At 60.9% G+C, this 23,425-nt stretch carries 25 protein-coding genes and 2 pseudogenes; 12 read left to right on the top strand and 15 right to left on the bottom strand.

What is annotated here, in order from left to right:
• Positions 1–4: 4 nt before the first annotated feature.
• Positions 5–2,473 carry a TonB-dependent receptor gene (locus tag ACZ2HM_RS21425; RefSeq protein ID WP_470426985.1) on the bottom strand — a complete coding sequence of 823 codons (2,469 nt, stop codon included), beginning with the start codon at positions 2,471–2,473 and terminating at the stop codon, positions 5–7.
• A 75-nt stretch (positions 2,474–2,548) separates the two neighbouring features.
• Between ACZ2HM_RS21425 and ACZ2HM_RS21420 the strand changes: the two genes are divergently transcribed.
• The 3 genes from ACZ2HM_RS21420 (at position 2,549) to ACZ2HM_RS21410 (ending at position 4,876) form a co-directional block, all read left to right on the top strand.
• The gene (locus ACZ2HM_RS21420) at positions 2,549–3,112 is read left to right on the top strand and encodes a nuclear transport factor 2 family protein (protein ID WP_470426984.1); all 564 of its coding nucleotides are present in this window, start codon (positions 2,549–2,551) and stop codon (positions 3,110–3,112) included.
• Complete coding sequence (locus ACZ2HM_RS21415; RefSeq protein WP_129927593.1) at positions 3,109–3,942, top strand: ferredoxin--NADP reductase; 834 nt, start codon at positions 3,109–3,111, stop codon at positions 3,940–3,942. Before ACZ2HM_RS21420 ends, ACZ2HM_RS21415 begins: the two co-directional genes overlap by 4 nt.
• Before the next feature lie 574 nt (positions 3,943–4,516).
• Positions 4,517–4,876, top strand: a complete 360-nt coding sequence (locus ACZ2HM_RS21410; protein WP_470426983.1) for a recombinase family protein — start codon at positions 4,517–4,519, stop codon at positions 4,874–4,876.
• Between the two features lie 835 nt (positions 4,877–5,711).
• Here ACZ2HM_RS21410 and ACZ2HM_RS21405 read toward each other — a convergent pair.
• The 3 genes from ACZ2HM_RS21405 to ACZ2HM_RS21395 all read right to left on the bottom strand — a co-directional run bounded on the left by ACZ2HM_RS21405 (position 5,712) and on the right by ACZ2HM_RS21395 (position 8,180).
• A complete protein-coding gene (locus tag ACZ2HM_RS21405) occupies positions 5,712–6,488 on the bottom strand; it encodes an SDR family NAD(P)-dependent oxidoreductase (RefSeq protein WP_470426982.1) in 777 nt (258 codons plus the stop codon).
• A 218-nt stretch (positions 6,489–6,706) separates the two neighbouring features.
• A complete protein-coding gene (locus ACZ2HM_RS21400; protein ID WP_470427331.1) occupies positions 6,707–7,408 on the bottom strand; it encodes an SDR family NAD(P)-dependent oxidoreductase in 702 nt (233 codons plus the stop codon).
• A gap of 85 nt (positions 7,409–7,493) precedes the next feature.
• Positions 7,494–8,180, bottom strand: a complete 687-nt coding sequence (locus tag ACZ2HM_RS21395; protein WP_470426981.1) for a 3-oxoacid CoA-transferase subunit A — start codon at positions 8,178–8,180, stop codon at positions 7,494–7,496.
• Positions 8,181–8,281: 101 nt separating this feature from the next.
• On the opposite strand from ACZ2HM_RS21395, the gene ACZ2HM_RS21390 reads away from it, so the two are divergent.
• From ACZ2HM_RS21390 to ACZ2HM_RS21380, 3 genes are all read left to right on the top strand, one after another.
• On the top strand, positions 8,282–9,052 hold the full coding sequence (locus ACZ2HM_RS21390; protein ID WP_470426980.1) for an IclR family transcriptional regulator domain-containing protein: 771 nt from the start codon (positions 8,282–8,284) through the stop codon (positions 9,050–9,052).
• A gap of 438 nt (positions 9,053–9,490) precedes the next feature.
• Positions 9,491–9,646, top strand: coding sequence for a hypothetical protein (locus tag ACZ2HM_RS21385; protein ID WP_470427330.1), 156 nt, complete (start codon positions 9,491–9,493; stop codon positions 9,644–9,646).
• A gap of 53 nt (positions 9,647–9,699) precedes the next feature.
• On the top strand, positions 9,700–10,575 hold the full coding sequence (locus ACZ2HM_RS21380) for a transposase (protein WP_470426979.1): 876 nt from the start codon (positions 9,700–9,702) through the stop codon (positions 10,573–10,575).
• Between the two features lie 205 nt (positions 10,576–10,780).
• Here the strand turns inward: ACZ2HM_RS21380 and ACZ2HM_RS21375 are convergent, their stop codons facing one another.
• The 4 genes and pseudogenes from ACZ2HM_RS21375 to ACZ2HM_RS21360 all read right to left on the bottom strand — a co-directional run.
• Positions 10,781–11,239: a hypothetical protein gene (locus ACZ2HM_RS21375; RefSeq protein WP_470426978.1), complete on the bottom strand. Its 459-nt coding sequence runs from the start codon at positions 11,237–11,239 to the stop codon at positions 10,781–10,783.
• A 55-nt stretch (positions 11,240–11,294) separates the two neighbouring features.
• Positions 11,295–11,480 (bottom strand): annotated as a pseudogene (locus tag ACZ2HM_RS21370) (IS3 family transposase); the annotation flags it as partial.
• 16 nt (positions 11,481–11,496) lie between these two features.
• A complete protein-coding gene (locus ACZ2HM_RS21365; RefSeq protein WP_470425396.1) occupies positions 11,497–12,555 on the bottom strand; it encodes an IS110 family RNA-guided transposase in 1,059 nt (352 codons plus the stop codon).
• Between the two features lie 195 nt (positions 12,556–12,750).
• A pseudogene (locus ACZ2HM_RS21360) lies at positions 12,751–13,691 on the bottom strand (IS3 family transposase); the annotation flags it as partial.
• Between the two features lie 74 nt (positions 13,692–13,765).
• Between ACZ2HM_RS21360 and ACZ2HM_RS21355 the strand changes: the two are divergent.
• Genes ACZ2HM_RS21355 through ACZ2HM_RS21340 form a run of 4 tightly spaced genes read left to right on the top strand, consistent with a single transcriptional unit; the run spans position 13,766 to position 15,361 of the window.
• The gene (locus ACZ2HM_RS21355; protein WP_470426977.1) at positions 13,766–13,972 is read left to right on the top strand and encodes a toprim domain-containing protein; all 207 of its coding nucleotides are present in this window, start codon (positions 13,766–13,768) and stop codon (positions 13,970–13,972) included.
• Positions 13,969–14,607 carry a thermonuclease family protein gene (locus ACZ2HM_RS21350; RefSeq protein WP_470426976.1) on the top strand — a complete coding sequence of 213 codons (639 nt, stop codon included), beginning with the start codon at positions 13,969–13,971 and terminating at the stop codon, positions 14,605–14,607. The genes ACZ2HM_RS21355 and ACZ2HM_RS21350 overlap by 4 nt, the downstream gene beginning before the upstream one ends.
• Positions 14,604–14,933, top strand: a complete 330-nt coding sequence (locus tag ACZ2HM_RS21345; protein ID WP_470426975.1) for a hypothetical protein — start codon at positions 14,604–14,606, stop codon at positions 14,931–14,933. The genes ACZ2HM_RS21350 and ACZ2HM_RS21345 overlap by 4 nt, the downstream gene beginning before the upstream one ends.
• Positions 14,930–15,361 carry a hypothetical protein gene (locus ACZ2HM_RS21340; protein WP_470426974.1) on the top strand — a complete coding sequence of 144 codons (432 nt, stop codon included), beginning with the start codon at positions 14,930–14,932 and terminating at the stop codon, positions 15,359–15,361. The genes ACZ2HM_RS21345 and ACZ2HM_RS21340 overlap by 4 nt, the downstream gene beginning before the upstream one ends.
• An 85-nt stretch (positions 15,362–15,446) precedes the next feature.
• Here the strand turns inward: ACZ2HM_RS21340 and ACZ2HM_RS21335 are convergent, their stop codons facing one another.
• Both ACZ2HM_RS21335 and ACZ2HM_RS21330 read right to left on the bottom strand, forming a co-directional pair.
• Complete coding sequence (locus ACZ2HM_RS21335; RefSeq protein WP_470426973.1) at positions 15,447–15,719, bottom strand: type II toxin-antitoxin system YafQ family toxin; 273 nt, start codon at positions 15,717–15,719, stop codon at positions 15,447–15,449.
• On the bottom strand, positions 15,716–16,342 hold the full coding sequence (locus ACZ2HM_RS21330) for a hypothetical protein (protein WP_470426972.1): 627 nt from the start codon (positions 16,340–16,342) through the stop codon (positions 15,716–15,718). Before ACZ2HM_RS21330 ends, ACZ2HM_RS21335 begins: the two co-directional genes overlap by 4 nt.
• A gap of 394 nt (positions 16,343–16,736) precedes the next feature.
• Here ACZ2HM_RS21330 and ACZ2HM_RS21325 point away from each other — a divergent pair, with 394 nt between their 5' ends.
• Both ACZ2HM_RS21325 and ACZ2HM_RS21320 read left to right on the top strand, forming a co-directional pair.
• A complete protein-coding gene (locus tag ACZ2HM_RS21325; protein WP_272800780.1) occupies positions 16,737–17,009 on the top strand; it encodes a type II toxin-antitoxin system RelB/DinJ family antitoxin in 273 nt (90 codons plus the stop codon).
• Between the two features lie 597 nt (positions 17,010–17,606).
• Positions 17,607–18,542: an ArdC family protein gene (locus ACZ2HM_RS21320; RefSeq protein ID WP_470426971.1), complete on the top strand. Its 936-nt coding sequence runs from the start codon at positions 17,607–17,609 to the stop codon at positions 18,540–18,542.
• 126 nt (positions 18,543–18,668) lie between these two features.
• On the opposite strand, the gene ACZ2HM_RS21315 is transcribed toward ACZ2HM_RS21320, so the two are convergent.
• Genes ACZ2HM_RS21315 through ACZ2HM_RS21295 form a run of 5 tightly spaced genes read right to left on the bottom strand, consistent with a single transcriptional unit; the run spans position 18,669 to position 23,382 of the window.
• Positions 18,669–21,197: a heavy metal translocating P-type ATPase gene (locus ACZ2HM_RS21315; RefSeq protein WP_470426970.1), complete on the bottom strand. Its 2,529-nt coding sequence runs from the start codon at positions 21,195–21,197 to the stop codon at positions 18,669–18,671.
• The gene (locus ACZ2HM_RS21310) at positions 21,194–21,799 is read right to left on the bottom strand and encodes a cation diffusion facilitator family transporter (RefSeq protein WP_272800783.1); all 606 of its coding nucleotides are present in this window, start codon (positions 21,797–21,799) and stop codon (positions 21,194–21,196) included. Before ACZ2HM_RS21310 ends, ACZ2HM_RS21315 begins: the two co-directional genes overlap by 4 nt.
• Positions 21,796–22,479 carry a ZIP family metal transporter gene (locus tag ACZ2HM_RS21305; protein WP_470426969.1) on the bottom strand — a complete coding sequence of 228 codons (684 nt, stop codon included), beginning with the start codon at positions 22,477–22,479 and terminating at the stop codon, positions 21,796–21,798. The genes ACZ2HM_RS21310 and ACZ2HM_RS21305 overlap by 4 nt, the downstream gene beginning before the upstream one ends.
• Positions 22,480–22,510: 31 nt before the next feature.
• Positions 22,511–22,888 carry a hypothetical protein gene (locus ACZ2HM_RS21300; protein WP_470426968.1) on the bottom strand — a complete coding sequence of 126 codons (378 nt, stop codon included), beginning with the start codon at positions 22,886–22,888 and terminating at the stop codon, positions 22,511–22,513.
• Positions 22,888–23,382, bottom strand: coding sequence for an SRPBCC domain-containing protein (locus ACZ2HM_RS21295; RefSeq protein ID WP_272800785.1), 495 nt, complete (start codon positions 23,380–23,382; stop codon positions 22,888–22,890). The genes ACZ2HM_RS21300 and ACZ2HM_RS21295 overlap by 1 nt, the downstream gene beginning before the upstream one ends.
• Positions 23,383–23,425 lie beyond the last annotated feature (43 nt).

Here is a 23,425-nt window from a genome sequence, read left to right as displayed (position 1 = left end):
ACGCTTACTGTCCGCCGAAGCGATAGCGCATACCAATCCCGACCACGCGGGGGTCACCCGCATAGTCGACCGCAACCCCCAGCCCACCGGTCTGGTAGAGATCGGAAAAGCGACGGCTGAGATATTTCTTCGCCGTCAGGTTGCGACCATAGACATAGAGTTCGATATTCGGATCTTTGAGCTGATAGGCGATGCGGCCGTTGAGCAGGCCATATCCTGCCGTTTCACCCAACGCATTTTCCTGGGCATAGGCAGCCTTGACTGCGGCGGTCTGCTCGTCCGAAGCTATCACCGGATTGAAATGCTGCTTGCCGACATAGGCGTAATTGACGTGCAGGATCAGGTCGCCAGTCGACAGGGCGATGGTCTGCGTCGCGCCGATGCTAAACTGGATCTTGGGAAGTTGCGTCAGCGCGCGACCGCTGAGGTCAACCGTGCAGTCGTAACGCGGAACGCCAGCGGCGGTCGGCGGCGCGGCGGCGCATCCGGTCAGCGGCGTGGCGCTGGTGATCCGCTGCACTTCGGAAATGCTCCCGGCCTTATATTTGCCATTGAGCAGCGAGAGATTGCCCGAAATCTCCATGCCCGACCATGGTGCCGCCACGACCTCAAACTCAGCCCCCCAGACGCGGGTATCGCCGTTATTCTGGGTATATTGGGTGACGCCCACGCCAGGTGCAACGGCATTGACGATCACCTGCGCATTGCTTTTCCAGGTGTGGAACAGCGCGACGTTGGTGCGCAGCCGATTATCGAACCAGCTCGCCTTGATGCCGCCTTCGACGTCCTTGACCTTTTCCGGCGAGAAGGCGGGAAGCGACCCGGCACGTATATTGAAGCCGCCCGCCTTAGCCGCGCCGCGCGTGGCCACGTAGAGGAAGATGTCCTCGCTCGCCTGCCAGTCCAGACCCAGGTTCCAGGCGGGATAGGAGAAATTTTTCGACTGGGTCTGGTTGCATTGCGTGGCCGTGGGCGTCTGGTCTGGATTGACCAGATTGCAGTTCACGCCGAACGGCGTGCCCGCGACGGGCGCGTTAGGGGCGAGGCCGAGCACCTGCTGGTTGTGCAGGACAACCTCCCGCCCGTCCCACGTGTAGCGAAAGCCGCCCACTGCACGCACGCTGTCGGTCAGATTATAATAGAGCTGCGCATAGGCACCCTTGGTCGTATTCTTCGCGTCGCCGAAGCTGTTGCGGATCAACCCGCCGAAAATCTGCGATTGGGAATATTCAAAGCCTGTTTCGCGCGAGGCGTAGCCGCCCAGAATATAGCTCAGTTTGTCCGTGATCTTGCCGGATAGCTGAAGTTCCTGCGAATAGGATTCCGAATGCGCGCCGCCGAACACGGCAAGGACGGGGGATGGCGATCCATCAAGGTCGATCAGACCGTCGGAATCCGAATAGCGATAGGCGGTGATCGACTTGAGCTTATGCGCGCCGATGTCGATGTTGACGACACCGGAAAAGCCATAGGCAACCAGCCTGTCGAACGGCAACTGGCTGTATCTCGCCTGGATGTCGGCAGGTAGCGTCGCGAAGGTCGGGTTGGTCGTGGGCCGCACAAGCCCACCTGCATAGGTCGTGTACCAATTGTCCTTCGTATGGATCGCGCTGGCCAGTCCGGGTGCAAAGGCTGCCAACGGCCCCTGAAACGACAGCGGATTGAACCCGGCGGTCTGGGCAAGCTGGCCCATGTCCGTGATCTTGTTGTAATCGCCGCTCAGGGTAACGTCGAACCCGTCTCTTTCATATTTCAGCTTGCCGCGCAGGAAGTAGCTTTTCTGATCGCCCACGTCGCGGTTCAGCCGGGCATTGTTGCCATAGCCGTTGCGATCATGGAAATCATAGACGACACGCGCGGCCAGGCCCTCTGCCAGCGGCACGTTCAAAACGGCTTCGACATCCCGATAGGCATAGTTGCCGACTTCGCCCTTCAGGCTGCCTTCCAGCCGATCGACAGGATCCTTGGACAGAATGTTGATCGCGCCGCCCGTCGTGTTGCGCCCAAACAGCGTGCCCTGCGGACCACGCAGCACTTCGAGACGCTGGAGATCGTGCAGATCGGTCAGGCCCTGCGAAGGCCGTGCGATATAAACGCCGTCGATATAGGTCGCGACCGCCGGATCGTTGGCGATCAGCGGCTGGAGATTGCCCTGGCCGCGGATCGACACGAATGCGAAGCCGGACGTCGAGGCAGAGCCGGTCGATATGACGACGCTGGGCGCGACACGCTGCACGTCCTGCACGCTGACGATCTGCGCGCGCTGAATCGCGACATCGCCCAATGCCGTGACGGCCAGCGGGGTGGTTTGCAGGCTTTCCTCGGTCCGCCGCGCGGTGACGACGATATCCTGAATGCGGCTGAACTGTTCCTGCGCCGCTTCCTGTGGTGCGACTTGCCCCCGCGCGGGCTGAGCCATCGCGACAGGCAGGCCCGACAGCATCGTCGCCACCATCAGTTTGGACGTTATCATCATTCTCTCCCACATATCTTTATTGATTGCGGACAGGCGACATTTCGATGGGATGACAACCTACCTTAGGAAAGGGTGGCACGGTTCATCGATAGTGAAACGCGGGTCGGCGATAGCCGCGCCGCTTCCGCGTCACATGATTGTTGCGAAACGATAGCCTATTGCATTCCGGCGATAGCCTGTCGCCTTGCCCGCCCTTTCTCCCATGGTCAGAGATCGTTCCAGCAATCAGAACAGCGGCTGCGGGCCGCTAAAAAGGACATGCACATGGCAACGCTCGACGCAGACCGGATCGAAGCATTTCTCCGGCATCAACTTGATATGTTCAATCAGGGTCGGCGTGACGACTTCATCGCCGCCTACCGTGACATCGCGCCAGGCGGGCTGCTGATCGATGACCCGGTGGGTAGCGATCGTCAGGAGGGGCTGCACCTGATCGGGGAATTGTTCGACCGCTATGTTGGCTGGAAGCTGACATTTGTCGAACTGATCGTGAACGGGCATGAGGCCGCGGCCTGCGTAAGGAACGAAGGCATGATGAATGGCCATCCCGTCACAGTGCACAGCCTTGAGACATATCATTTCGGCGAGGACGGCACCTTCCTAGCCCGCTATTTCCATCCGGCGATGTCGGCATGACCGCCGCGGACCAACTCGCGATACACAGCGACAAGATAGAACTGACCGCGACCAGCGCCCTGTCGGTCGAGACTGTCCTGAAAGTCCGCCATTGGAACGACCGGTTGTTCAGCTTTTCGGTGACACGCCCGGCGAGCTTTCGGTTTCGGTCCGGCGAGTTTGCCATGATTGGACTGACGGGCGACGGCGGCAAGCCGCTGTTGCGCGCCTATTCAGTTGCCAGCCCTGCCTATGCCGAGGAACTGGAATTCCTGTCGATCAAGGTGGAGGACGGCCCCCTGACGTCGCGATTGCAGAATATCCGGCCCGGTGACCAGATATATCTTGGGCGCAAACCCACCGGTACTTTGGTGACCGACGCGCTGTTGCCCGGCAATCGGCTGTTGCTGCTGTCGAGCGGCACCGGGCTGGCACCGTTCCTCAGCCTGATCCGCGACCCCGACGTCTATGAACGCTATGAGCGCGTGATCGTCGTCCACAGCGTCAGGCAGGCAAGCGACCTGGCGTTTCGTGCGGAGCTAGAATCCGGCCTGCGGGATGATCCGCTGGTATCGGAACCGGCAATGGCGCAACTATCCTATCTGCCCACGGTGACGCGCGAAGCCTTTACCTGCAACGCGCGTATCACAACGATGATCGAAGATGGCAGCCTGTTCGCGCAGGCTGGACTGAGTGGTGCGCCGCTCTCGGTCCAGACCGATCGCATCATGCTATGTGGCGGCATGGCCATGATCAAGGATATCGCTCACCTGTTGGATGCGCGTGGCTTTATCGAAGGCTCCAACGCGAAGCCGGGCGATTATGTGATCGAACGAGCCTTTGTCGGTTAATAATGGCGGGATGCTGGTCACTTGCCATTTTCATAGATGGGCTTCAGATCGGCCTCGGCTCGGCGGGCATCAGCGGAAAGCGCATTCGCCAATCTATAACCAGGGATCACACCCTGCGCGACGTCAACCACAACGACCTGGACGTTAAGTTTCGGCCTATCAACGGCAGGCTTCAAAGCAGACAGTCGGAAAAGTCGTTGTTCTTGCCGCAAAACGGCCCGCCGTATGAGGCCACTGCCCGCCCAAAGATACAACCGCCGATCCGGCCGCATTACATCATTTCGTTAGAGAAAAAGCGGCGTGTCAACAGCGGTCAGATTCCAGGCCATCGGGGCGGAGTAAAAGCAGGCCACTGTTGATGTGGGCCTGACGACATGGAGAGGCCCCGATCGGGGGCCTCTCCATGTCCTTGTCGTTATTAATAAGAGGGCGAAGTTTCCGAACTGCATGTCGGCCTCAAAGGCACGATGAACGCCCTGTTCCTCAAGGATCTCGCGAATAAGATCCTTCGCGGTCTGCGCGGCCGAGTCGAGAAGGGCAAATCGGGCGGCGGGTTTGCTCCGGCCACGACGTCGTGCGGCGCTTCTCCAGCGAAGGCGAACCAGTCCACAGTGAGCGGAGCATCTATGCTGCCGCAGCTGAAGTCATTCGCCGGGTTTTCCGACAGTTCGCCAACGGACTCAGCCCGCACGTAATTGCCTGCCGCCTGAATGAGACAGGAATTGCAGCGCCGACCGGCAAGCTGTGGACCTCAACCACGATCTGTGGCCATGCCAGGCGCGGCACCGGCCTGCTCAACAATGAACTTTACATCGGCAAGCTCGTGTGGAAACGCCTGCGCTATCTGAAGAACCCGCAAGCCGGCAAGCGGGTCTTCCGCATCAATCCCCGATCCGAATGGATAGTGATCGAGGTTCCTGCGGATCGTCGATGAAGAACTCTGGCAGGCCGTGAAGGCAAGGCAGGAGAATATCGCGATCCAATATGCCGACGTCATCAAGGCAACACGCTCCGCCCATACAGCTCTTAATCGCACGCATCGCCCGAAAAGCCTTCTCTCCGGCTTGGTTTACTGCGGCTGCTGCGGCGGTCCTTATTCTCTTCGCGGGTAGGGGCGGTTTGCCTATTCGAACCTTGTTGATACGAAAAGCTGCGCGAACGGGCACAGCATCACGCGCGACAAACTCGAAGCGCACGTCCTTGATGGTCTGCGCGATCGGATGATGACCCCCGAGGTCGCGGCGGAGGCCATTCGGACCTATGCCAGGAGAGCAACCGCATCAACCACCAGCGACGTGCGTCGGAAGTCGCCGATCGAACGGACCTGCAGAAAGTCCTCAAGGCGATCAAGGGCCTTGTGACACTCGCGAAAGAAGGCAGGGGCACACGCGCGCTTGTCGATGAGCTTTTAGAGTTGGAAGCCCAGGAGGATGCGATCCGCGCAGGGCTCGCTGCGGTACCGGCAGATGTGCCGGATAAGCGTCGAAGCGGGACCCATACATCCGCGGTCGGCGATCAGCGTATCAAAGTCACCCTCTGCCGCCTCGATCAGTGCTAGCACCATAGTCATGTCGCTTGAGTGGCTTGGTGAGATGAACAAGAAGCGCGGGGCATCCGGCGGCATCGGTCAGGCCGTGGATCTTGCTTGTGTGGTCGCTACACGAAGTCCCGATGCCCTAATTAACGGTCACTCTTTTGCTTCCGCCGCCGAACGGTGGCCCTTGATGCGGGTGGAGCCGATCACGACCGAATCCCACCGGCATATTTCCTTACAGCGTATCGATTACTCCACCATCCACGCGGACCGAGGCACCGGTCGTGGCGGACGCTTGCGGGGATGCGAGATAGACCACCATGTTTGCAACCTCTTCAACGCTCGCGGCGCGACGGATGATCGAACTCGGCCGGTGGGTCGTCACGAAATCGGAAGCGATTTCGCCCATTGAGCGGTCGCCAACAGCAAGTTCCTTTTCGAGCATCGCGGTCATCCCATCGGAGAGGGTCGGACCCGGCAAAACGGAGTTCACCGTCACTCCGGTTCCGGCCATGCGTTTGGCAAGGCCTCGAGCGAGCGCGACATCGGCAGTCTTGGTCACGCCATAGTGGATCATCTCGACCGGAATGTTGAAAGACGATTCGGACCCGAGCAGTAGGAACCGCCCCCAGCCTTGCGCCTCCATGCCGGGTAAATAGCTACGCGCCAACCGAACCCCGGCCATCACGTTGACCTGCCAGTGCCGGTCCCACGCCGCATCGTCAGTGTCGAAGAAATCGGTGGGCTGGAAGATGCCGAGATTGCTTACGACGATGTCGGCCTTAGGCTCGGCAGCGATGAGGACAGCATGACCGTCGCTGGTCCCGAGATCTGCCGCGACACCGCGTGCGTGTCCGCCAAGACGGGCGACTGCGGTGTCGACCTTAGCGTCGGTGCGGCCGTTGATCACCACAATCGCTCCCGCGTCCGTCAGTCCTTTGGCGATCGCGAAACCGATGCCCTCTGTCGAGCCGGTGACGATAGCAATTTTACCAGTGAGATCGATATTCATGGATGAGTCTCCAACTTTATGTCGTGCACGTCGTTTGTTTTTGTACCGTCAGTTTCGTTATGGCCTTTTTATTCCTTTTTTCCGATACCACCCGTTATGAGCCAACCGATCTTTGCCTCAAGCTGCTCAGCAACCCTTGCGTAGTTGCCAAATTCTAGTTTTCTGCGAGCCTCAAACGCGTTGCCTTTTTCATTTAAAGCTTGGTCAACCTAGATTGATCAATGGGCGGTCTGGGCGCCATCGACCGTGAATGTCTGCCCCGTGATGAACGATGCCGAGGGCGAATTGAGGAACAGGACCATGCCGGCCAGTTCTTCTGGCTCTGCCGGACGGCCGATCGGGCTGTTGGCGAGCAACGCCGTCTTGAACGCAGGATTGGCGAGCCATCTTTTGGTCATGGTCGTCGCCACCAGTCCCGGCGCAAGGGCGTTGACGCGAATGCCCCGGGTTGCGTAATCGAGCGCCGCCGCCTTGGTCAGGCCGATGACGCCATGTTTGGCGGCGACATAGGGCGCCATCTGCGGATCGGCGACCAGGCCAGCAACCGATGCGGTATTGACGATCGATCCGCCGCCAACCGTCAACATATGCTGGATCTGATATTTCAGGCAAAGAAACACGCCCCTAAGGTCGATAGCGATGACCTTGTCGAATTCCTCGACGGACATATCCGCCAGATCTTTGCTGGGCGGCAGCATACCGGCATTGTTGAAGGCGCAGTCCAGGCGACCGAAATGGGCGACGGTCGTTTGGACAAGCGCCTGCACCGATGCCGGGTCGCTAACGTCTGTGCGCACGAACAGTGCATCGCCGCCCAGTGCCTGCAATTGGGCCACGGTTTCGGCGGCGCCATCGCTGACGTCGCCGATGACGATGCGGGCGCCTTGTTCCACGAATGCTATCGCGGTCGCCCGGCCGATTCCGGACGCCGCGCCTGTGATGAGGACGACCTTACCGGTGGGCGATTTGATCGCGGGTCAAACGGTTCGTCACGCGCGTCTCCTTTCAGGCTGCTGCCGCCAGCGTGGCGGATGTGATCTGGACAAGGCGCTGCACGAAGATGCCGGGCGTCACCACGACCTCCGCATCGATCGCGCCCAGTGGCACGATGTCGGTCACCTGGGCGATCGTCGTTTTGGCGGCCATCGCCATGATGGGACCAAAGTTGCGCGCGGTTTTACGATAAACCAGATTGCCCCAGCGATCGCCGCGTGCCGCCTTTATCAGAGCGAAATCGGCGCAGATCGGATATTCGAGGACATGGTGGACGCCATCTATCTCACGGTTTTCCTTCCCCTCCCCCAACAGCGTGCCAAAGCCGGTCGGCGTGAAGATGGCGCCCAGGCCAGCACCCGCCGCCTGGATGCGCGCGGCCAGATTGCCTTGCGGCACGAGTTCCAGTTCGATCTGACCGGCGCGATAGGCCGCGTCGAAATGATGGGAATCCGACTGGCGCGGGAAGGAGCAGATGATCTTGCGCACCCGCCCCGCCTTAATCAGCGCGGCCACGCCCGTCTCGCCATTGCCCGCATTATTGTTGATGATCGTCAGGTCGCCGACCTGGCGCGCGATCAGCGCGTCGATCAACTGATCGGGCATACCGGCCGTGCCGAAGCCGCCGATCATCACCGACGCACCGTCGCCGATGCCATCCACCGCCAAGGCCGCTGTTCCCACGCTTTTGTCGATCACGCTCATCTCCTGATGCTGGCTCCCGTCTTTTCGCAATGGGGGCTTGAGTCAATCGATTATCGCACTATTGTGCGATAATCGGCCACAAAACGGATGCGCAAGTGCCTGAATCAAACATCTATGACAGACCCGGCGATCCCGATTTCATGACGTCGTTGGCGCGCGGGTTGGCGGTCATGAAATGCGTGGCAGAGGCCGAACAGCCGGTCACCATCGCGCAAGTCGGCCGCCTGACCGGCCTCAGCCGCGCGTCGGTGCGGCGATGCCTTCATACCCTCTTGCTGCTGGGATATGTCGGACAGGACGAGCGAGGCTATGCGGTCAGGCGGCAGGCGCTTTCGCTGGGCCACCCCTATCTATCGCTCAATGCGCTTGCGGCGCGCGCCCAGCCGCTGCTGGATACGCTGCGCGATTCGTTGCACGAATCCTGCTCGCTGGGCGTGATGGAGGATGATCAGCTTCTCTACATGTCACGGGCCGAGGCCATACGGATCATGTCGATCAATCTACGGGTCGGCAGCCGGTTGCCATTGCACGCCACATCGATGGGCCGGGTCTTGCTGGCCGGGCAGCCCCATGCGGTGCAGGAAGCCTATCTTGCCCGGACGACACGCGAGAAATTCACGGCCAAGACGATCGTGGACCGCGCCGAACTGCTGATCGAACTCAGCGGGGTCGCCAGCCGTGGCTACGCGGTGGTGGATGAGGAACTGGAAGTCGGTTTGCGCTCGATCGCCGTACCAGTCGCTCGCCATGGCAAGGTCGTTGCCGCCTTGAATGTCGGCACTGCAGCAGCGCGCAAAAGTGTGGTCGACCTGCGCGACATGGTACTGCCCGCTTTGCAGGAAGCCGCAACGATTTTGTCCACTTGAACAGGACCCTTTGCGCAAAAAAACTTCTCCTGCTAATTGACGTCGGGCACGGTTCCGCACCGAAGGGGAAGACCCCTCTTTGTACAGTTACTATCTGATAAAGTTTAGGAAAGTTAACATTGCAAAGATTTCAACCGGATCCGGTTGAGACTGCGGATCAGCATTCAAAGCAGAGCCTGTGGATCGGCGTGCAAAAAGGGCTCTGACTCAATTTTGATCCAATTGTGGTCTTCAATGGCGGCAGTTTCCACGCTGGGAGCAATGCCATGCACAAAGCGCTTCATCCATCATCGATGGTCCCGCCTGGCTTTGCGGTTGTTAGTGCTTCGACAGGCGCCGACGGTACGACCATCCTCGTTCGCAGTACGCTTCGGGAAAGCCACTGCCCGAGCTGCGGAACCCTAAGTTCTTTGGGTTCATAGCCGTTATTGTCGTCGCATCGGGGACTTACCCCTCGCCGGACGGGCTGTAAAATTGGTGGCCACTGTTCGCCGCTTTCGCTGCAAAGCCGTTGGATGGTGGGCAGAGCATTTTCACCGAACGCTTTGCCGACGGTGTTCTTGCCCCTTGGGCACGGCGTACCGGTCGCCTTGATGGTCTCGTTCATCATCTTGGTCTCCCCCTAGGCGGAAGGCCTGGCGCAAGTCTTGCGCGGCGCGTCAGGTTGCCTGTCAGCAACGACATCCTGCTTCGCGTCGTCCGGCGATGCTGTTGTCCAGCGGTACGGCGCCATCATCTGCGATCTGGAGCGCCGCTTTCCCGTCAGCCTATTGCCAGACCGTGAGCCTGTCACTGCTCAGGCCTGGCTTGCACGGCAACTACAGATCGCCATCGTCGCCCTTGATCGTGAAGGGGCCTACGCGCGAGCGACAGCCAAAGCCCTCCCTAACGCGGTTCAGGTCGCCGACCGTTGGCATCTGATGGAGAATGCAACCGGCGCTTTCCTCGATGCAGTCCGCAGGTCGATGCGGGAGATCCGCCGCGCAGTTGGTGCGATGACCAAAAATCCCGAACTGCTGACCACCGCTGAACGCCTGCAGTATGAAGGATATCTGCACCGCGCGGACATCAACGCTGCGATTTTTGGCCTCGGCAACGAGGGCTTCGCCATAAAGGACATCGTGCGGCGTACCGGCCACAGCCGGGGTGTGGTTCGGCGCGTTCTGCGTGGCGAACGAAGCGACGTATTCAGAACGCGCGAAACATCTCTCGAACCTTGGCCTGCCGTGGTTCGATCGACAATGGGCGAAAGGTCGGCACAACGGTGCGGCACTCTGGCGTTCGTTGCAGACGCAGGGCTTTCGCGGCTCACTGCGTGTTGTGACCGAATGGGCGACACGCCGACGCCGGGCGGAAAAGGTCGATGCCGACACATTGCACCGCCTACCCTCCGCCAGAACCATCGCGCGCATGCTCACGATCGGCCGCGACGATTTGTCAAAATCAGAAACAGTGACGGTCGCCGCCGTGGAAACCGGTGTGCCCTCGCCTGGGCCGAAAGACCCGGCGTAGACCGCAATTAGCATCGGCGTAGCGGTGAGCGACGTTGGACGTCCAGCGGACCACCACACACCCAGCCAGACGATCCAGCTAAACCCGAAGGCAAGTGCGAGAAAGGCTGCGACATTGGAGGAACGCGCGGCCGGATTTGCGCGCAACGAAGCAGCCCCGGAATCGAGGTTCATCTTATTCGTCCTTTCTTGTATTACAAGGTATTGAAGTAAATTTTTACACCGTGCGAACCGTACGGCGCAGCATCCGCGTGAGGATTGCATAAAGCAGCGCGCAGAGCGCGAGCGTCAGCGGCACCGACCATAAGCCGAGCAATTCCTGCCCCCCATCTTGCGACACCATGCCGAAAGTGAGCGAGCCGTCTGCCCCACGGATCAGCCCTATGTGGTTGCCAAAAAACGGCTTAAGTACACTCATGACGGCGAAGATGCCTAGCAGCAGATATCCGAACGCAAAAACTGCGGCGCGCAGCGCACGGCCCGAGCCGGAGCGGATCGCGTGATAAAGTCCGCGCGAAATCAATGGCATGGAACCGCTAGCCGTGCCGCGGTCGATTAGCTCGTCGGCGAGCATCGGGCGGAGGAAGTCCGCCGGCCGGCCGAGCCGGTCTATTGCGCGCTGCAAACGCTCGGCCTCGCAGCCCAGGCCTTCCTCGCTGGCGAAGCTGTCCGCCAAATGCGCGCGAAGATTGTCTGGACTTGTAACGGTTTTGTGCCGGTCACCTATCTCATTATGCCACCTTGGCTTCGAACGCGAGCGGGCTGATGCCGCCTAGATATGAATGGCGGCGACGGGTGTTGTAGAAGCCATTGATGTACTGAAAGATGGCGGCTTCTGCCTGACGCCGCGTCGGCCAGCTCTGCCGCCAGATGAGTTCCGCCTTCAGGGATTTGAAGAAGGTCTCGACGGACGCATTGAGGCTCCTATATTTGTCAAGCGCTGGTCAGAGATGCTTTTGGGCGACATAGGTGGGTAAAGATTTCGCGAACGATGTATCGCTTAAGGCAGCGTATAATCTCCCGGTTGCTCTTTCCCTCCATTTTTCGTTTGCTGACATAGGCAAGTGTCGGCGGATGGTTGCGCATCCGAACGATTGCAACCCGATATAGCGCGGCATTGGCTTGCCGGTTTCCACCACGGTTGAGTCGGAAGCGGTTGGTCTTGCCACTTGATGCGGGGATGGGACACACCCCGCAGAGCTTGGCGAGTGCAGCTTCGGAGCGGATTCGGGTGGGATCATCGCCGACCAGTATAAGCATTTCTGCCGCCGTCATCGTCGCGATCCCGTGCGATGCCAGCAACGTTGGTGCGTTGGCCATGACCAGTTGCTCGAGCGCCTTGTCGTGCGACTGAATTTCTTCGTGTAGAGCCAGCCAGCGTTGTGCCAAGGCCCGCAAGGCGGTTTTGGCCGATGCGATCGTCGAGGTCATTGCGCCGGGCCTGAGTGCAGCAATATATCGGATCAGCGCGATTTTTCCGTTTATCTGATCGAGCGTGTCGCGCAGCGCCGCAGGTGCGTTGATGATCAGGGTTTTCAGGGTCACCATGGCCTGCGACCGGCATTTGACTGCTGTGTCGCGTGCGATTTTGAGATGCCGGATCATCTCGACGGATCCTGTTTGCGTTTTGGGTTGGGCGATCGCCTGTCCGCCCAGCACCGACCGTGCGGCGCCTTCAGCGTCGAGGCTATCGCTTTTGCCATGTTGATAGCGCAACTGTCGATTAGGTCTGGTGACCTCGATGACTTTATGGCCCTGGGCCAGAAGATGGCGAGACAGCCCGGCTCCGTATGATCCAGTCCCCTCGATGCCAAAGGCTGTGATGGTGCCCAACGCACACGCCCAGTCCTCGAGCAATTTATAGCCCTTTGTTGTCGCTGGAGCCGAAAAGGCCGTCAATCGGCTGCCGTTGTTATCGATTGCCACGGCAACATGGATGGATTTATGGGTATCGACACCGATAATGACGCCGCTGATGTTGGTATTGGTCATGTCCTGTCCTTCTCTGAACGGTGCCCGGGCACCGTTCAGAGAAGGACAGGACTGTGAAGGGGCAAACCCGTCAGGCTCCTATCAAGTCACATCTCGCCCGTTGCCAGGGCGACTTGATGGCCGACACGTCAACGCAATGACACGGGGTCAATCGTAGCATGGGTCAGACCATCAAGCCGCAGCAACATAATCACAGTCGTAGCAATTTCCCTTGCCGCTCATTGATGGACGCAGGCCATAGGCCTGCAGCTTTTTCTGATAGTCGTAGGAGCAATATTGGCTACCGCGATCCGAATGGAAAAGGCAGCCCTCGGGAGGCTGGCGCAGGCGCACCGCCATATCCAGCGCCCTGATCGCCAGGTCTTTCTTCATCCTGTCGCTGACTGCCCAGCCTACGACGCGACGGCTATGCAGATCGAGAATGACGGCAAGGTAGAGCCAGCCTTCGGACGTCCAGATATAGGTGATGTCGCCGGCCCATTTACGGTTGGGCGCATCTGCGGCAAAATCGCCGTCCAGCCAGTTCGCTGCGACACCCAGGCGATGGTGGCTGTCAGTCGTAACCTTGTGCTTGCGCGTGCGGACTGGCTTGATCCCGTTGATCTTCATCAGCCGCCCGACCCGGCGCTCGCCAACATCGAGCCCTACCTCCTTCAACTCCATCGTCATGCGAGGACGGCCGTAGCTGCCAAGGCTCAGCCTGTACTGTTCCCGGATATGGGCCAGCACTTTCATATCTGTCCGCTCCCGCCTGCTGATCGGGCGCGAGCGCCAGGAACGATAGCCGCGTTCACTGACATCCATGACACGGCAGAGCAGTTCAACGGGCCACCGGTGCCGCCAGCTATGCACAAATGCGAACTTCACGGCCTTTGGCTCGCGAAGAACTGCGTGGCCTTTTTTAGCACTTCCCTCTCCTCCCGCAGCACACGGTTCTCAAGGCGAAGGCGTTCATTCTCACGCGCCAGATCTGCCTGCGGCGCTGAAACCAGATCACTGGGCCGATACTGCGATACCCACTTGCCCAGCGTCGACTTCCCTATCCCCAAATCCGATGCAACCCGATCGCGCGGCAACCCGCTGGTCAGCGCGATCCGTACCGCCTCTTGCTTGAACTCTTCTGTATGCTTGATCATCTCGTCGGTCTCCTGTTGCGAGCTCTAATCGCTCAGGTGACCGGCGCAAAACCGTTACAAGTCCAGTATGGCCTGTGCTGGGTATCGAGCGCTATCAGGGCATTGCGATCCCGGAGAGCATCCACACCGTCATCCTCTATAGCCAGCACGGCGTCGAGGCGGCGCGCGCCGTGGAACGCGCCACCCCTCACCTGACCGATAACAGGCGCAGGCTACTCACCAAGCTGCCGCCACATAGCGGCGACTGGAACGACCTCCTGCGCGAGATCCGGGCAGCATGAAGCTGTTTCCCGGCGTCCCGCCCTATCAGCGCTGGATGATGGGGGCGACCTTCGTTGTCGTGGCGGTCTATTCCATCGCGCAGAACAAGGCATCGCTGGTCGAAGCATCGCAGACCCAGCTATCCTCTCCTTCTCCGCGAATTATCGATGGTGATACCGTCGATTTCTCAAACGGTCGCGTGCGGATCGTCGGGATCGATGCTCCTGATGACGATCGGCCGCAGCTCAAGGCGCTGGCGAGCGAGGTGCTGCGTGAGTTGGCGGCCCGCGATGGCGGGCTGACGTGCTCAGCGTCGCTGTTCGACTATGCCCTGCGCCGCGAAGAGCAGTGCCGCGCCACAGCCAAGAGCTATGGGCGATTGAATCTGTCGTGCCGCTTCCCCCGCAACAAGGCGAGTGTCGGGGCGACGATGGTCGCTCAAGGCTATGCCGTCGATTACCGCGTCTATTCGGGCGGCGCCTATGTCGACCTGATGCGCAAGGCGGCAGCGCAGCGCGCAGGTCTGTGGGCCGTCGATTACGAAGGTATGCGGCAGCTTGCCGTGCAGCGTGCCCAAGTGCCGCAAGGGTGCGACATGGGCACGATCAAGAAGGAGCCGGGGCCATTCGCCGGCAAAGGCGCGACGCGGCAATGATCGAACCCGGCACTCCCGTCGCCACCATGATTGGTCGCTGGGGGGGAGCCAGCTCTCTGGTGGTTGGCGCGGTCCTACTTGGGCGCATCATCCGCGACATGCCGTATCTGCTTCCCAACCGCCTGCTCGGCCTGGTTCTCTATGAGTTGGGGCCGGGTTTGCTTCTGGCCGCTGCGATAGGCTCTGCAGTCAGCATCACCCGCGGGCGCTTTCGCGCGCGAACAAGGCTGTTCGCGTTCGTGGCGCTCGCCGGCCTTGTCGGCACGATCGGCATCACCATGGCTTTTGCCGCCTCGCTGGGTGGGGGCTGGATATGGCCGGAGTGATCAGCAGACCGGAACCAGAACGCGCGGTTCGCTATCTGGCCTTCGCCAAAGACTATGCCGATGCGGCGGGCCGCATCCTCTTGATCAATCGGCCAGACGCTGCGGAGATGGCCTATTTCGCGCTGGTTGCGCATGGTCTCGAACTTGCGCTGAAAGCGATCCTGATCGCCGATGGTTGGGACGAAGAGCGGCTTATGTTGATGGGCCATAGCCTGCACCGATGTTGCAGGGCGATCGATCACGGGTCGCTCGATCTTGGCGTAGCTATCTCAGCAAACGACCATGCGACGATCGACGCGCTCGATTGCCCGCACGCCATGCAATGCTTCCGTTATCCTGGCTTGGCCCCGCACGACCTTCCCGCCCCGGCAGCGGCCCATGCCTGCCTTCGGCGTGTGCTGGAGGTGGCTGCCCAGCGTATATACTGATGTTGGATAGGATCGGTGCGCCCTGCGGGGCGAGACAACGGGCCTGCTATGTGGCCGTCGCCTTCGCCCCGGATCGGCGCTCGGATCATCCGAAAAGTTCGCTGTGCGAACCGATACGTGCCAGGACGAGTGCTTCTTCGGTCTTGCGGTAGATCAGCACCAGGTCGGGCTTGATATGGCAATCCCGGTATCCCTTCCACTCGCCGGTCAGCGAATGATCGGACAGGTTGGGCGGCAGCACTTCATCCATCACCAGCATGTCGATGACCAGCTGGAAAATGGCATCGAGGCCGGCGTCGGATCGCTTCTCACGCTTGTAATCGCGTTTGAACCGGCCCGTGATCTCTACTGGTCTCATTTTGCCTCTCCCGTGGCGGGCGCCTCTGGCGTCGCTTGCGGCGCTGGGGCTGCAGGAGCCGGAGGTGGCGGCGGGGGGGGCGGAGCCGAGGCGTCAGGTGGCGCCGGCGTCCACGGGTCTAGCATGTCCTTTGCACCGATTTCCAACGCCATTTCTACGAGCGCTGCATAACTTGTCTGCGTCAGGCCCGGCGTCTTAATCGAATTGTGCCACCGCAAAACGAGGTGCGGATTCCAGATGATCGCATTGCCCATCGCCCCGGACTTGCCCGGCTTGATGTCGATGAACTTCAGTTCCTGAAGTTTCTTCATCCGGTTGGCCCAGGTGTGTTCGCCGCGCTGGCCGCCGAAGCCTGACGCGGTCGACATGTCGCCGTGCTTGTTCAGCACGACGAATGAGTTGTCCCACGTGTGGCACCACAACGTCAGATAGGTAGAGGACACCGGCGCCCCCTTGGTCATGTCGTCCATGATTTTGAGGATCATAGGCATCGTCTTGGGGATCGTTGCGAACCCCTTGTTGGCGAGACGATGCCACAGCATGTCCTCCTTGCCGGGCCAATGCAGCTCGCGCAGGGCAAGCTGCTTTTTCGTGATTGCACTCGCCTCCCTGGTCGTCGTCATGTATTTAACTCCTCATGTCGCCGCCTGATCGCGGCGACAAACGGGTTATGCGAGATTTATCGTAATATTTCAATGACTTAGGTATTTACTCGCGCAGCATCGGATGTGCGCTCGTTGCACTTAGACCATGCGAAATGACCCGATATGCTGCAACTGAAATTTGGTTGTGCAACATATGTTTTTTACGGAGGGTGGTTTTTGGCGTGTTTTCAGGTGGTTATGACCTGACCCCACTGTGCTCATGGGTGCTTATAGTCCTCCCACGTGCTGCATGTGCTTCACGTGCTCCCGGGAGAGTGCAGAGAGGGGTAGTGCTATTGACACTCCGGCGTTAGGAGACCATTTAGGATTTGTAGCTACATTGTGGCTCAAGTGATTATGTGGGGTAAGTGAAGTGGCAGCGGCAGACGTAGTCCGTGCTCGGATTGATTCCGACCTGAAGAAGGAAGCCAGCGCAGTTCTTGCGGGGATGGGCCTGTCTGTGTCCGACGCCATTCGGCTGATGCTGGTGCGCGTGGCCTCCGACAAGAACCTGCCCTTTGACATTCGCGTTCCCAATGCCGCCACCCAGGCTGCGATGCGCGATGCTTCCGAAGGCCGGGTGGAGCGGTTCGCTACCGTTGCCGATCTGATGGGCGCGCTCAATGAGGACGATGACGAGGACTAGGTTCGTTGCGCTGAACCAGCGCCGCGTGCTGCGGTGGGTTCATAGGTAAAAGTGAAAAACACCATGGCCGTCGCCGCTGTCGCTTTGGCAGCAAGGGGCGGCCTTCGTGTTTCAGGGTGCAGAGGGACCTTCTCTTATCTCACCGGGATCGCTTCGAGCGTAGGAGCATCCCACAGGGCGCGGCCCTCGCGGGCACGGCTCTATCGGCGCGAGCACCGACCGAGCCACCGGGCCGGCGTCTCAGCCCATTCGGGTGACGATCCTCGCGCAAGGGGTGTGCCACGTGGCGCACCCCTGTTGCCGCGCCATGGCGCGGTATTGCCTTCTTAGGCGCTTGCGACCCTCCCCCGGAGGCCCGCACGCTTGAGGGAACACCAAGGGCTACTGCCCTTTCGTCCCCGAACGACAATCATGTTCCCCGTGTAATCCGCCAAGCGCGGCACCCGACGCCCTGAAGGCATCGGCCGCGCTAGGGCGGCTCGCCCGCGCCAGGAGCAAGATTCTCGCCCTCCCTCCCCATCCCGTTCCTCGCCGGAAAGGCAGAGCCGCATGCCGCAGAGCAAGCGGCTTTCAGCCTGAACAGGAAAGGACGAAATCATGGGACGCATCACCGACAACCGGGCCGACGTCTATCAGGAGATCACCGACCAGATGATTGCCATGATCGAGGCTGGCACCCGGCCTTGGTCCAAATCATGGAACGGCAGCACGGCCCCCAATATCCCGCTGCGCTCGACCGGGGTTCCTTATCGCGGCATCAACGTCCTGACCTTGTGGGTGGCCTCCATGACCAAGGGCTATGCCTCCCCGCATTGGCTGACCTTCAAACAGGCGCTCGCGCTGGGCGGCTGTGTCCGCAAGGGCGAGAAGGGATCAACCGTGGTCTATGCCAACAAGATCGTGGTGGGCGACGGCAAAGGCGGCGAAGCGAGCAGCGAACAGGGCGAGGCCGGCAGGCGGCAGGTCGCGTTCCTGAAACGCTACACGGTTTTCAATTCGGAGCAGATCGACGGCATCGAAACGCAATATCCCATGCCCGAGCCGATCATCACCGCCACCAATCCCCACGACCGGGACGCCGAGCTTGATACGCTCTTTGGCCGGGTGCCTGTTACCGTGCGCCATCATGGTTCGCAGCCCTACTATCAGCCGACCGGCGATCATGTCGTCATGCCGGCATTCGCCGACTTCCATACCAGCGACGATTATTATTCGACCCTTGCACACGAACTTTGTCACGCCAGCGGTCATGTGGATCGGCTTGCCCGTCCCACCCTCATTTCCACGAAGCGCGAAGACTATGCGCGTGAAGAACTGGTGGCCGAGCTGGGGGCCGCGTTCGTCAGCGGCGCGATCGGCATCAAACTCCACGACCGCGAGGACCATGCCGCGTATCTGGCAAGCTGGCTCCAAGCCCTTCGCAATGACAAGCGGTGCATCTTCACCGCCGCGCGCCAAGCGCAGGATGCAGCCGACTGGCTGCTGAGCCGGATGGGCGCGGAAAGCCCCTTCACGCTGGAAGAGAGCGCCTGAACGGCCAGACCAGCCCCCGCCCTGTGTAGGCGCGGGGCTGGTTCCGGCAAGAAAATCGCGCCTCGTCCGCTCGCGAGCGGACGAGGCGCCGTCGTTTGTGCAAGATCGTTGCGGTCGATCAGCAGGTCATGACGTTTGCTTTGCCACATCGCGATAGGCGAGCAGGCGCAGTGCATTGAAGACGACGAGAAGCGTGGAGCCTTCGTGCATCGCAACTGCCGGACCGATGCCAAGGCCAAGGATCGTTGCTGGCACAAGCAATGCGACGACACCCAGGCTGACGAACACATTCTGCCGGATGATGCCGCGTGTGTGGCGGCTTAGGCCCACCGCGAACGGCAGATGGGCCAGATCATCGGCCATCAACGCTACGTCGGCCGTCTCCAGCGCCACATCCGAGCCGGCAGCGCCCATCGCAATGCCAACGGTCGCCGATGCCATTGCCGGTGCATCATTGACCCCGTCGCCGACCATCGCGACCTTGTCCTCACCCGCGAGCTTCTTGATCGCGGCGACCTTGTCCTCCGGCATCAGGTCACCCCATGCCTCGTCAAGCCCGACATCCCTGGCGACGGCGTCGGCTACCTTCTGGTGATCGCCCGAGATCATGATCATCCGGGTGATACCCATGTCCCGCAGGCGTTTGAGCGCGATCTTGGCCGCCTCGCGCGGCGTGTCCATCAGCCCGATCGCACCGATGTCCCGATCGCCCTTGCGCACCACCATCGTGGTGCGCCCCCCTTCGCGCAGGGCCGCGATGGCGTCAGTAGCGGCCGCATTCAGCGCAGGGATGCCCTCCACGCCGAACATCTCGGCCTTCCCGATCCACACCGTCTCGCCACCGACGGTCGCAGTGACGCCGCGTCCGGTCAGGCTCTTGAGGTCGGTTGCGGTCGGAAGGTCGCGCCCGCCCAGGCGTTCGCGCCCATCCTTGACGATCGCCTGTGCCAAGGGGTGATCGCTCAAACCCTCGACAGCGACGGCGAGCGTCAACAGATCTTCCTCGCTCGCGCCGTCCACCGGCACGACATCAATGATGCGCGGGCGGCCTTCCGTCAGGGTGCCCGTTTTGTCGAACGCGATCGCCTTCAACGAACCGAGGTTTTCGAGCGGAGCACCGCCCTTCACCAGCACGCCGCCGCGTGCCGCGCGCGCAACGCCCGAAAGCACGGCGCTGGGGGTAGCGATGGCGAGCGCACAGGGGCTGGCGGCGACCAGCACCGCCATCGCCCGATAGAAGCTGTCGCGAAATGGCTCATCGATCACGACCCACGCGAACAGGAGGATGAACGATAGAGCCAGCACCGCCGGCACGAAGACACGTTCGAACCGATCAGTGAAGCGCTGCGTCGGCGACTTCTGCGTCTCCGCTTCGCTCACCATCTTCACGACCTTGGCGAGCGCGCTTTCGTTGGAACGCCGCGTCACCTCGATCTCGATCGCGCCGCCGCCGTTGATCGTACCGGCGAACACCCGGGACGTCGCTTCGACACCATCGGGCTTCGCGCGCGCCGCCTCGACGTCGGCCACAGGCTCCTTGTCGACCGGGATGCTCTCGCCGGTGACGGGGGCCTGGTTGATCGCGCTCGAACCCTTGATGACGAAGCCGTCGGCAGGCAGGCGCTCGTTGGGGCGCACGATCACCACATCACCGATTACCAGCTCCTCGACGGCAAGCTCCGTGGTCTGCCCGTCGCGGCGCACCGTCGCCTTGTCGGGTGCGAGTTCGGCGAGCGCTTCGATGGCCCGCTTGGCGCGCCCCATCGCATAATGCTCGAGCGCATGGCCGAGGCTAAACAGGAACAGCAGGAGCGCGCCTTCCGCCCAGGCACCCAGCGCCGCGGCGCCAGCGGCTGCCACGAGCATCAGCGTGTCGATCTCGAATTTCCTGAGCTTCAGATTGTCGATCGCCTCGCGCAGCGTGAAGAATCCGCCAAAACCATAAGCACCCACATAGAAGGCGGTCGGGAGCCATTCGGGCGTGCCCGCTACCAGCTTTTCGACCGCGAAGCCGATCGCCAGCAGTGCGCCGCACGCGAGCGCAAAGATCAGTTCGGTGTTGGGTCCAAGAAAATTGGCATGGGCGTGATCATGCCCGTCACCCGGCCCATGTTTCTCAGCGTCCTCTCCATGACTGGCGTCGCCGTGGTCGTGGTCTGTATGGTCACTGGCGCTGTGATCGTGTCCGACGTGCTCCGAGCCAGTCCGCTGTGCCGGTCTGACCTTGAGCTTGCCGAGCGCCGCGAGGATGAACGCCTCGTCGACCCGCTCCTTGTCATATTCGACACGGATGCTGCCCGAGGCGCTGGCGTCGGCCTGCAGCACGCCGGGCACCCGGCACAGGGTTTCGCCAATGGTGCGCGCGCGGCGCTCGTGGCCGATACCCTCGACCTGCCACCTGGCATGGCCGTATCGTCCGCTAATCTCGGCGCCGGCTGCGCGCACCATTTCGCGCACACGTGACATCGGCAATGCCGCGCTGTCGAAATGGATGCACAGCTTTGCGGGGGTATCGCCATCGACGGGAAGGACATGCGCCTCTTCGACGCCAAGTTTCGCCTTGAGTGTCGCGACAAGCCGGCCAACGCAAGCATCGGCCGCGTCAGGGATCTGCGGCAGCAGGACGGGGATATCGAGTTTGAGCTTGTCGGTCATCGCATCGTCTCCGCGCTGTTTTTCGCTTCTGCACGAGCATCGCGCAGGATTTCTATGCCGCCCTTGATCGCGATGAGCGCGGTCGCCAGGCCGACGATTAGATCGGGCCAGTTTGTCCCCAGCCACAACACCAATGCCCCCGCGATCAGGATGCCGCCGTTGGAGATGAAGTCGTTGAAGCTGAAGGTCGTGGCGGCGCGAAGGTTCACGTCCTTCTGCTTTAGCCGCTGGAGCATCCGCAGGCAGATATAGTTCACGATCGCAGCAACCGCCGACATGACCATCATCGTAGGTCCGATCGGTTCGCTGCCCTGGAGATAGCGGCGTCCAACATCGAGAAGAATGCCGACCGCGAAGATCAGCAGCATCACGCCCGATGCCCGCGCCGCTCGCGTTTTCCAGGTCTGTCCGCGGCTTAGCGCAACAAGGCTCAATCCATAAACGGCCGTATCGGATAGATTGTCGACACCATTGGCGATCAGCGCGCTGGAATCACCGATCAGGCCGGAGGTGAAGAATCCGATCGCAATCGCTGCGTTGAGCAGAAGGACTATCCATAACGTCCGGCGCTCATTGGGCGCCTGTCGGTCTGAGGGCGTCATACCATGATCTCCTCGATAAGCAGCAGTGCGAGAAACCCGACAAAGAACATGGCGCTGATGAGCGGGGAGTCCGGCTTCTCGTGGGCTTCGACCAGCAGTTCCTCGGTCACGAGGTAGAGCAGTGCCATGAGCCCAAAACTCAGGAACCCGGTGATCCATACCGGCGTCAGCAACGCCACTGGCTGCGCGACGAGAGCGCCGAGGGGCAAAAGCAACGCCAGCGCGCAGGTCAGGCCAATCGCTTTGGCCTTGCGATATTTGCCGGCAAGCTCGTTGGTGAGGGTAAGCGCAAGGAACAGCACCTCTAGTGTCAGCGCGACGGCCAGGAGCGCCCCTGCCTTCTCGCCCGCGATGAAGGCGAGCCCCAGAACCAGCCCGTCTATGGCAAGGTCGAGTCCTATTGCCGCAAGAAGCGCGACAGGTCCCTTGAACCGGCTCTCCGCCGCTTTGAGGCTCAGCATGACGGCGACGCCGAGTGCGCCGCCGATCAGCGTCGCGCTCGGAGAACCACCGTGCTTTACCAGGGGCAAGATTTCTGTGGCAGCGGCGGCGAACACGACGCCGGCTGCCAGATGCTGCATGGCCGCGACCAGCTTCTCGCCCGGTGTCCGCCATCCGGCAAGGATGGCCCCGAACATGATCGCGACCATCGGGATGAGGGAAAATTTGAGTGCGGCCATCGTCAGCGCTCCACGATGATGTCTGGACCGGTCACAGGCTCGTCGCCTTCGTGCACACGATGGTTGGCTCATTGGCTTCCTCGATCCTGATCTCGTTACCTCGGAAGGTCGCACTGGCCGTATCGCCAACATATTGGAGGCCCTGTGCTGGTGCGGTCAGGACGATAGGTGCCGCATCGGCATTGCGCCGGATCTCAAGGGTCAGCCCTTCGTTTTTGAAGTCGATGAGAAGCGTGCGCTTGTCGTCGCACTCATACGGATGGCGGCCAGGACTGCCGCTTGCGTCCGCGCTGTCATTCGCGTGAATTTCCTGTTCTGTCGGCGCCTTTGTCGTCGGCTGCTCCGAACATGCAGCCAATGCCATTGGCGCAGCGGCGATCGCCAGCACGCGCGAATATGAGAACGCCATCATGGCCTCCGATTGCTTCTGAAGCCGTTGCGAGCCGGCAAGGTGCGCCCCTTCGCAGCCGGTTGGGCCGACAGCCGCCGCAGATGCCGTTCCAGACCGGCATCCGACTGGGCGAGACTGGCGTGAATTTTGCGGCGCATCATCGCCGCCAGAGGCGCGCCAAGGAGGCCCGAGAAGCGCAGGCTATGCCGCACACGCGTTCCCGTGGCCTCGCTCTCCAGACTATAATTTTCCTCAAACATGAGGAGTTTGGGAACGCCCGCGGTCCAGGTGAACATACGCGGCTTATCGGCGCAGATGATGTTCGCCTTGGCGGTCAGCTCCTTATCGAGCCTACCGATGCGGAAAATGTAGGCGGTCTCGCCGCCCTGGACCGCAGCGCCGGAAAGTCGAATGAAGGGATTCCACCGGGAATGCGCTGGAAAGTCGGTGAGCACCGACCAGATGCGCAGCGGCGATGCCTTGAGGCTGATCACATTTTCGATCACTGACACCTGATGCCTCCTTTCTGAACGTGGTGAGGAGGGCGAAGTTTCG

It is taken from the genome of Sphingobium sp. KKT206 (genome assembly GCF_055640555.1).
The sequence above is the reverse complement of the archived record's forward strand: the minus strand, read 5'-3'. Positions and strand labels throughout refer to the sequence as shown.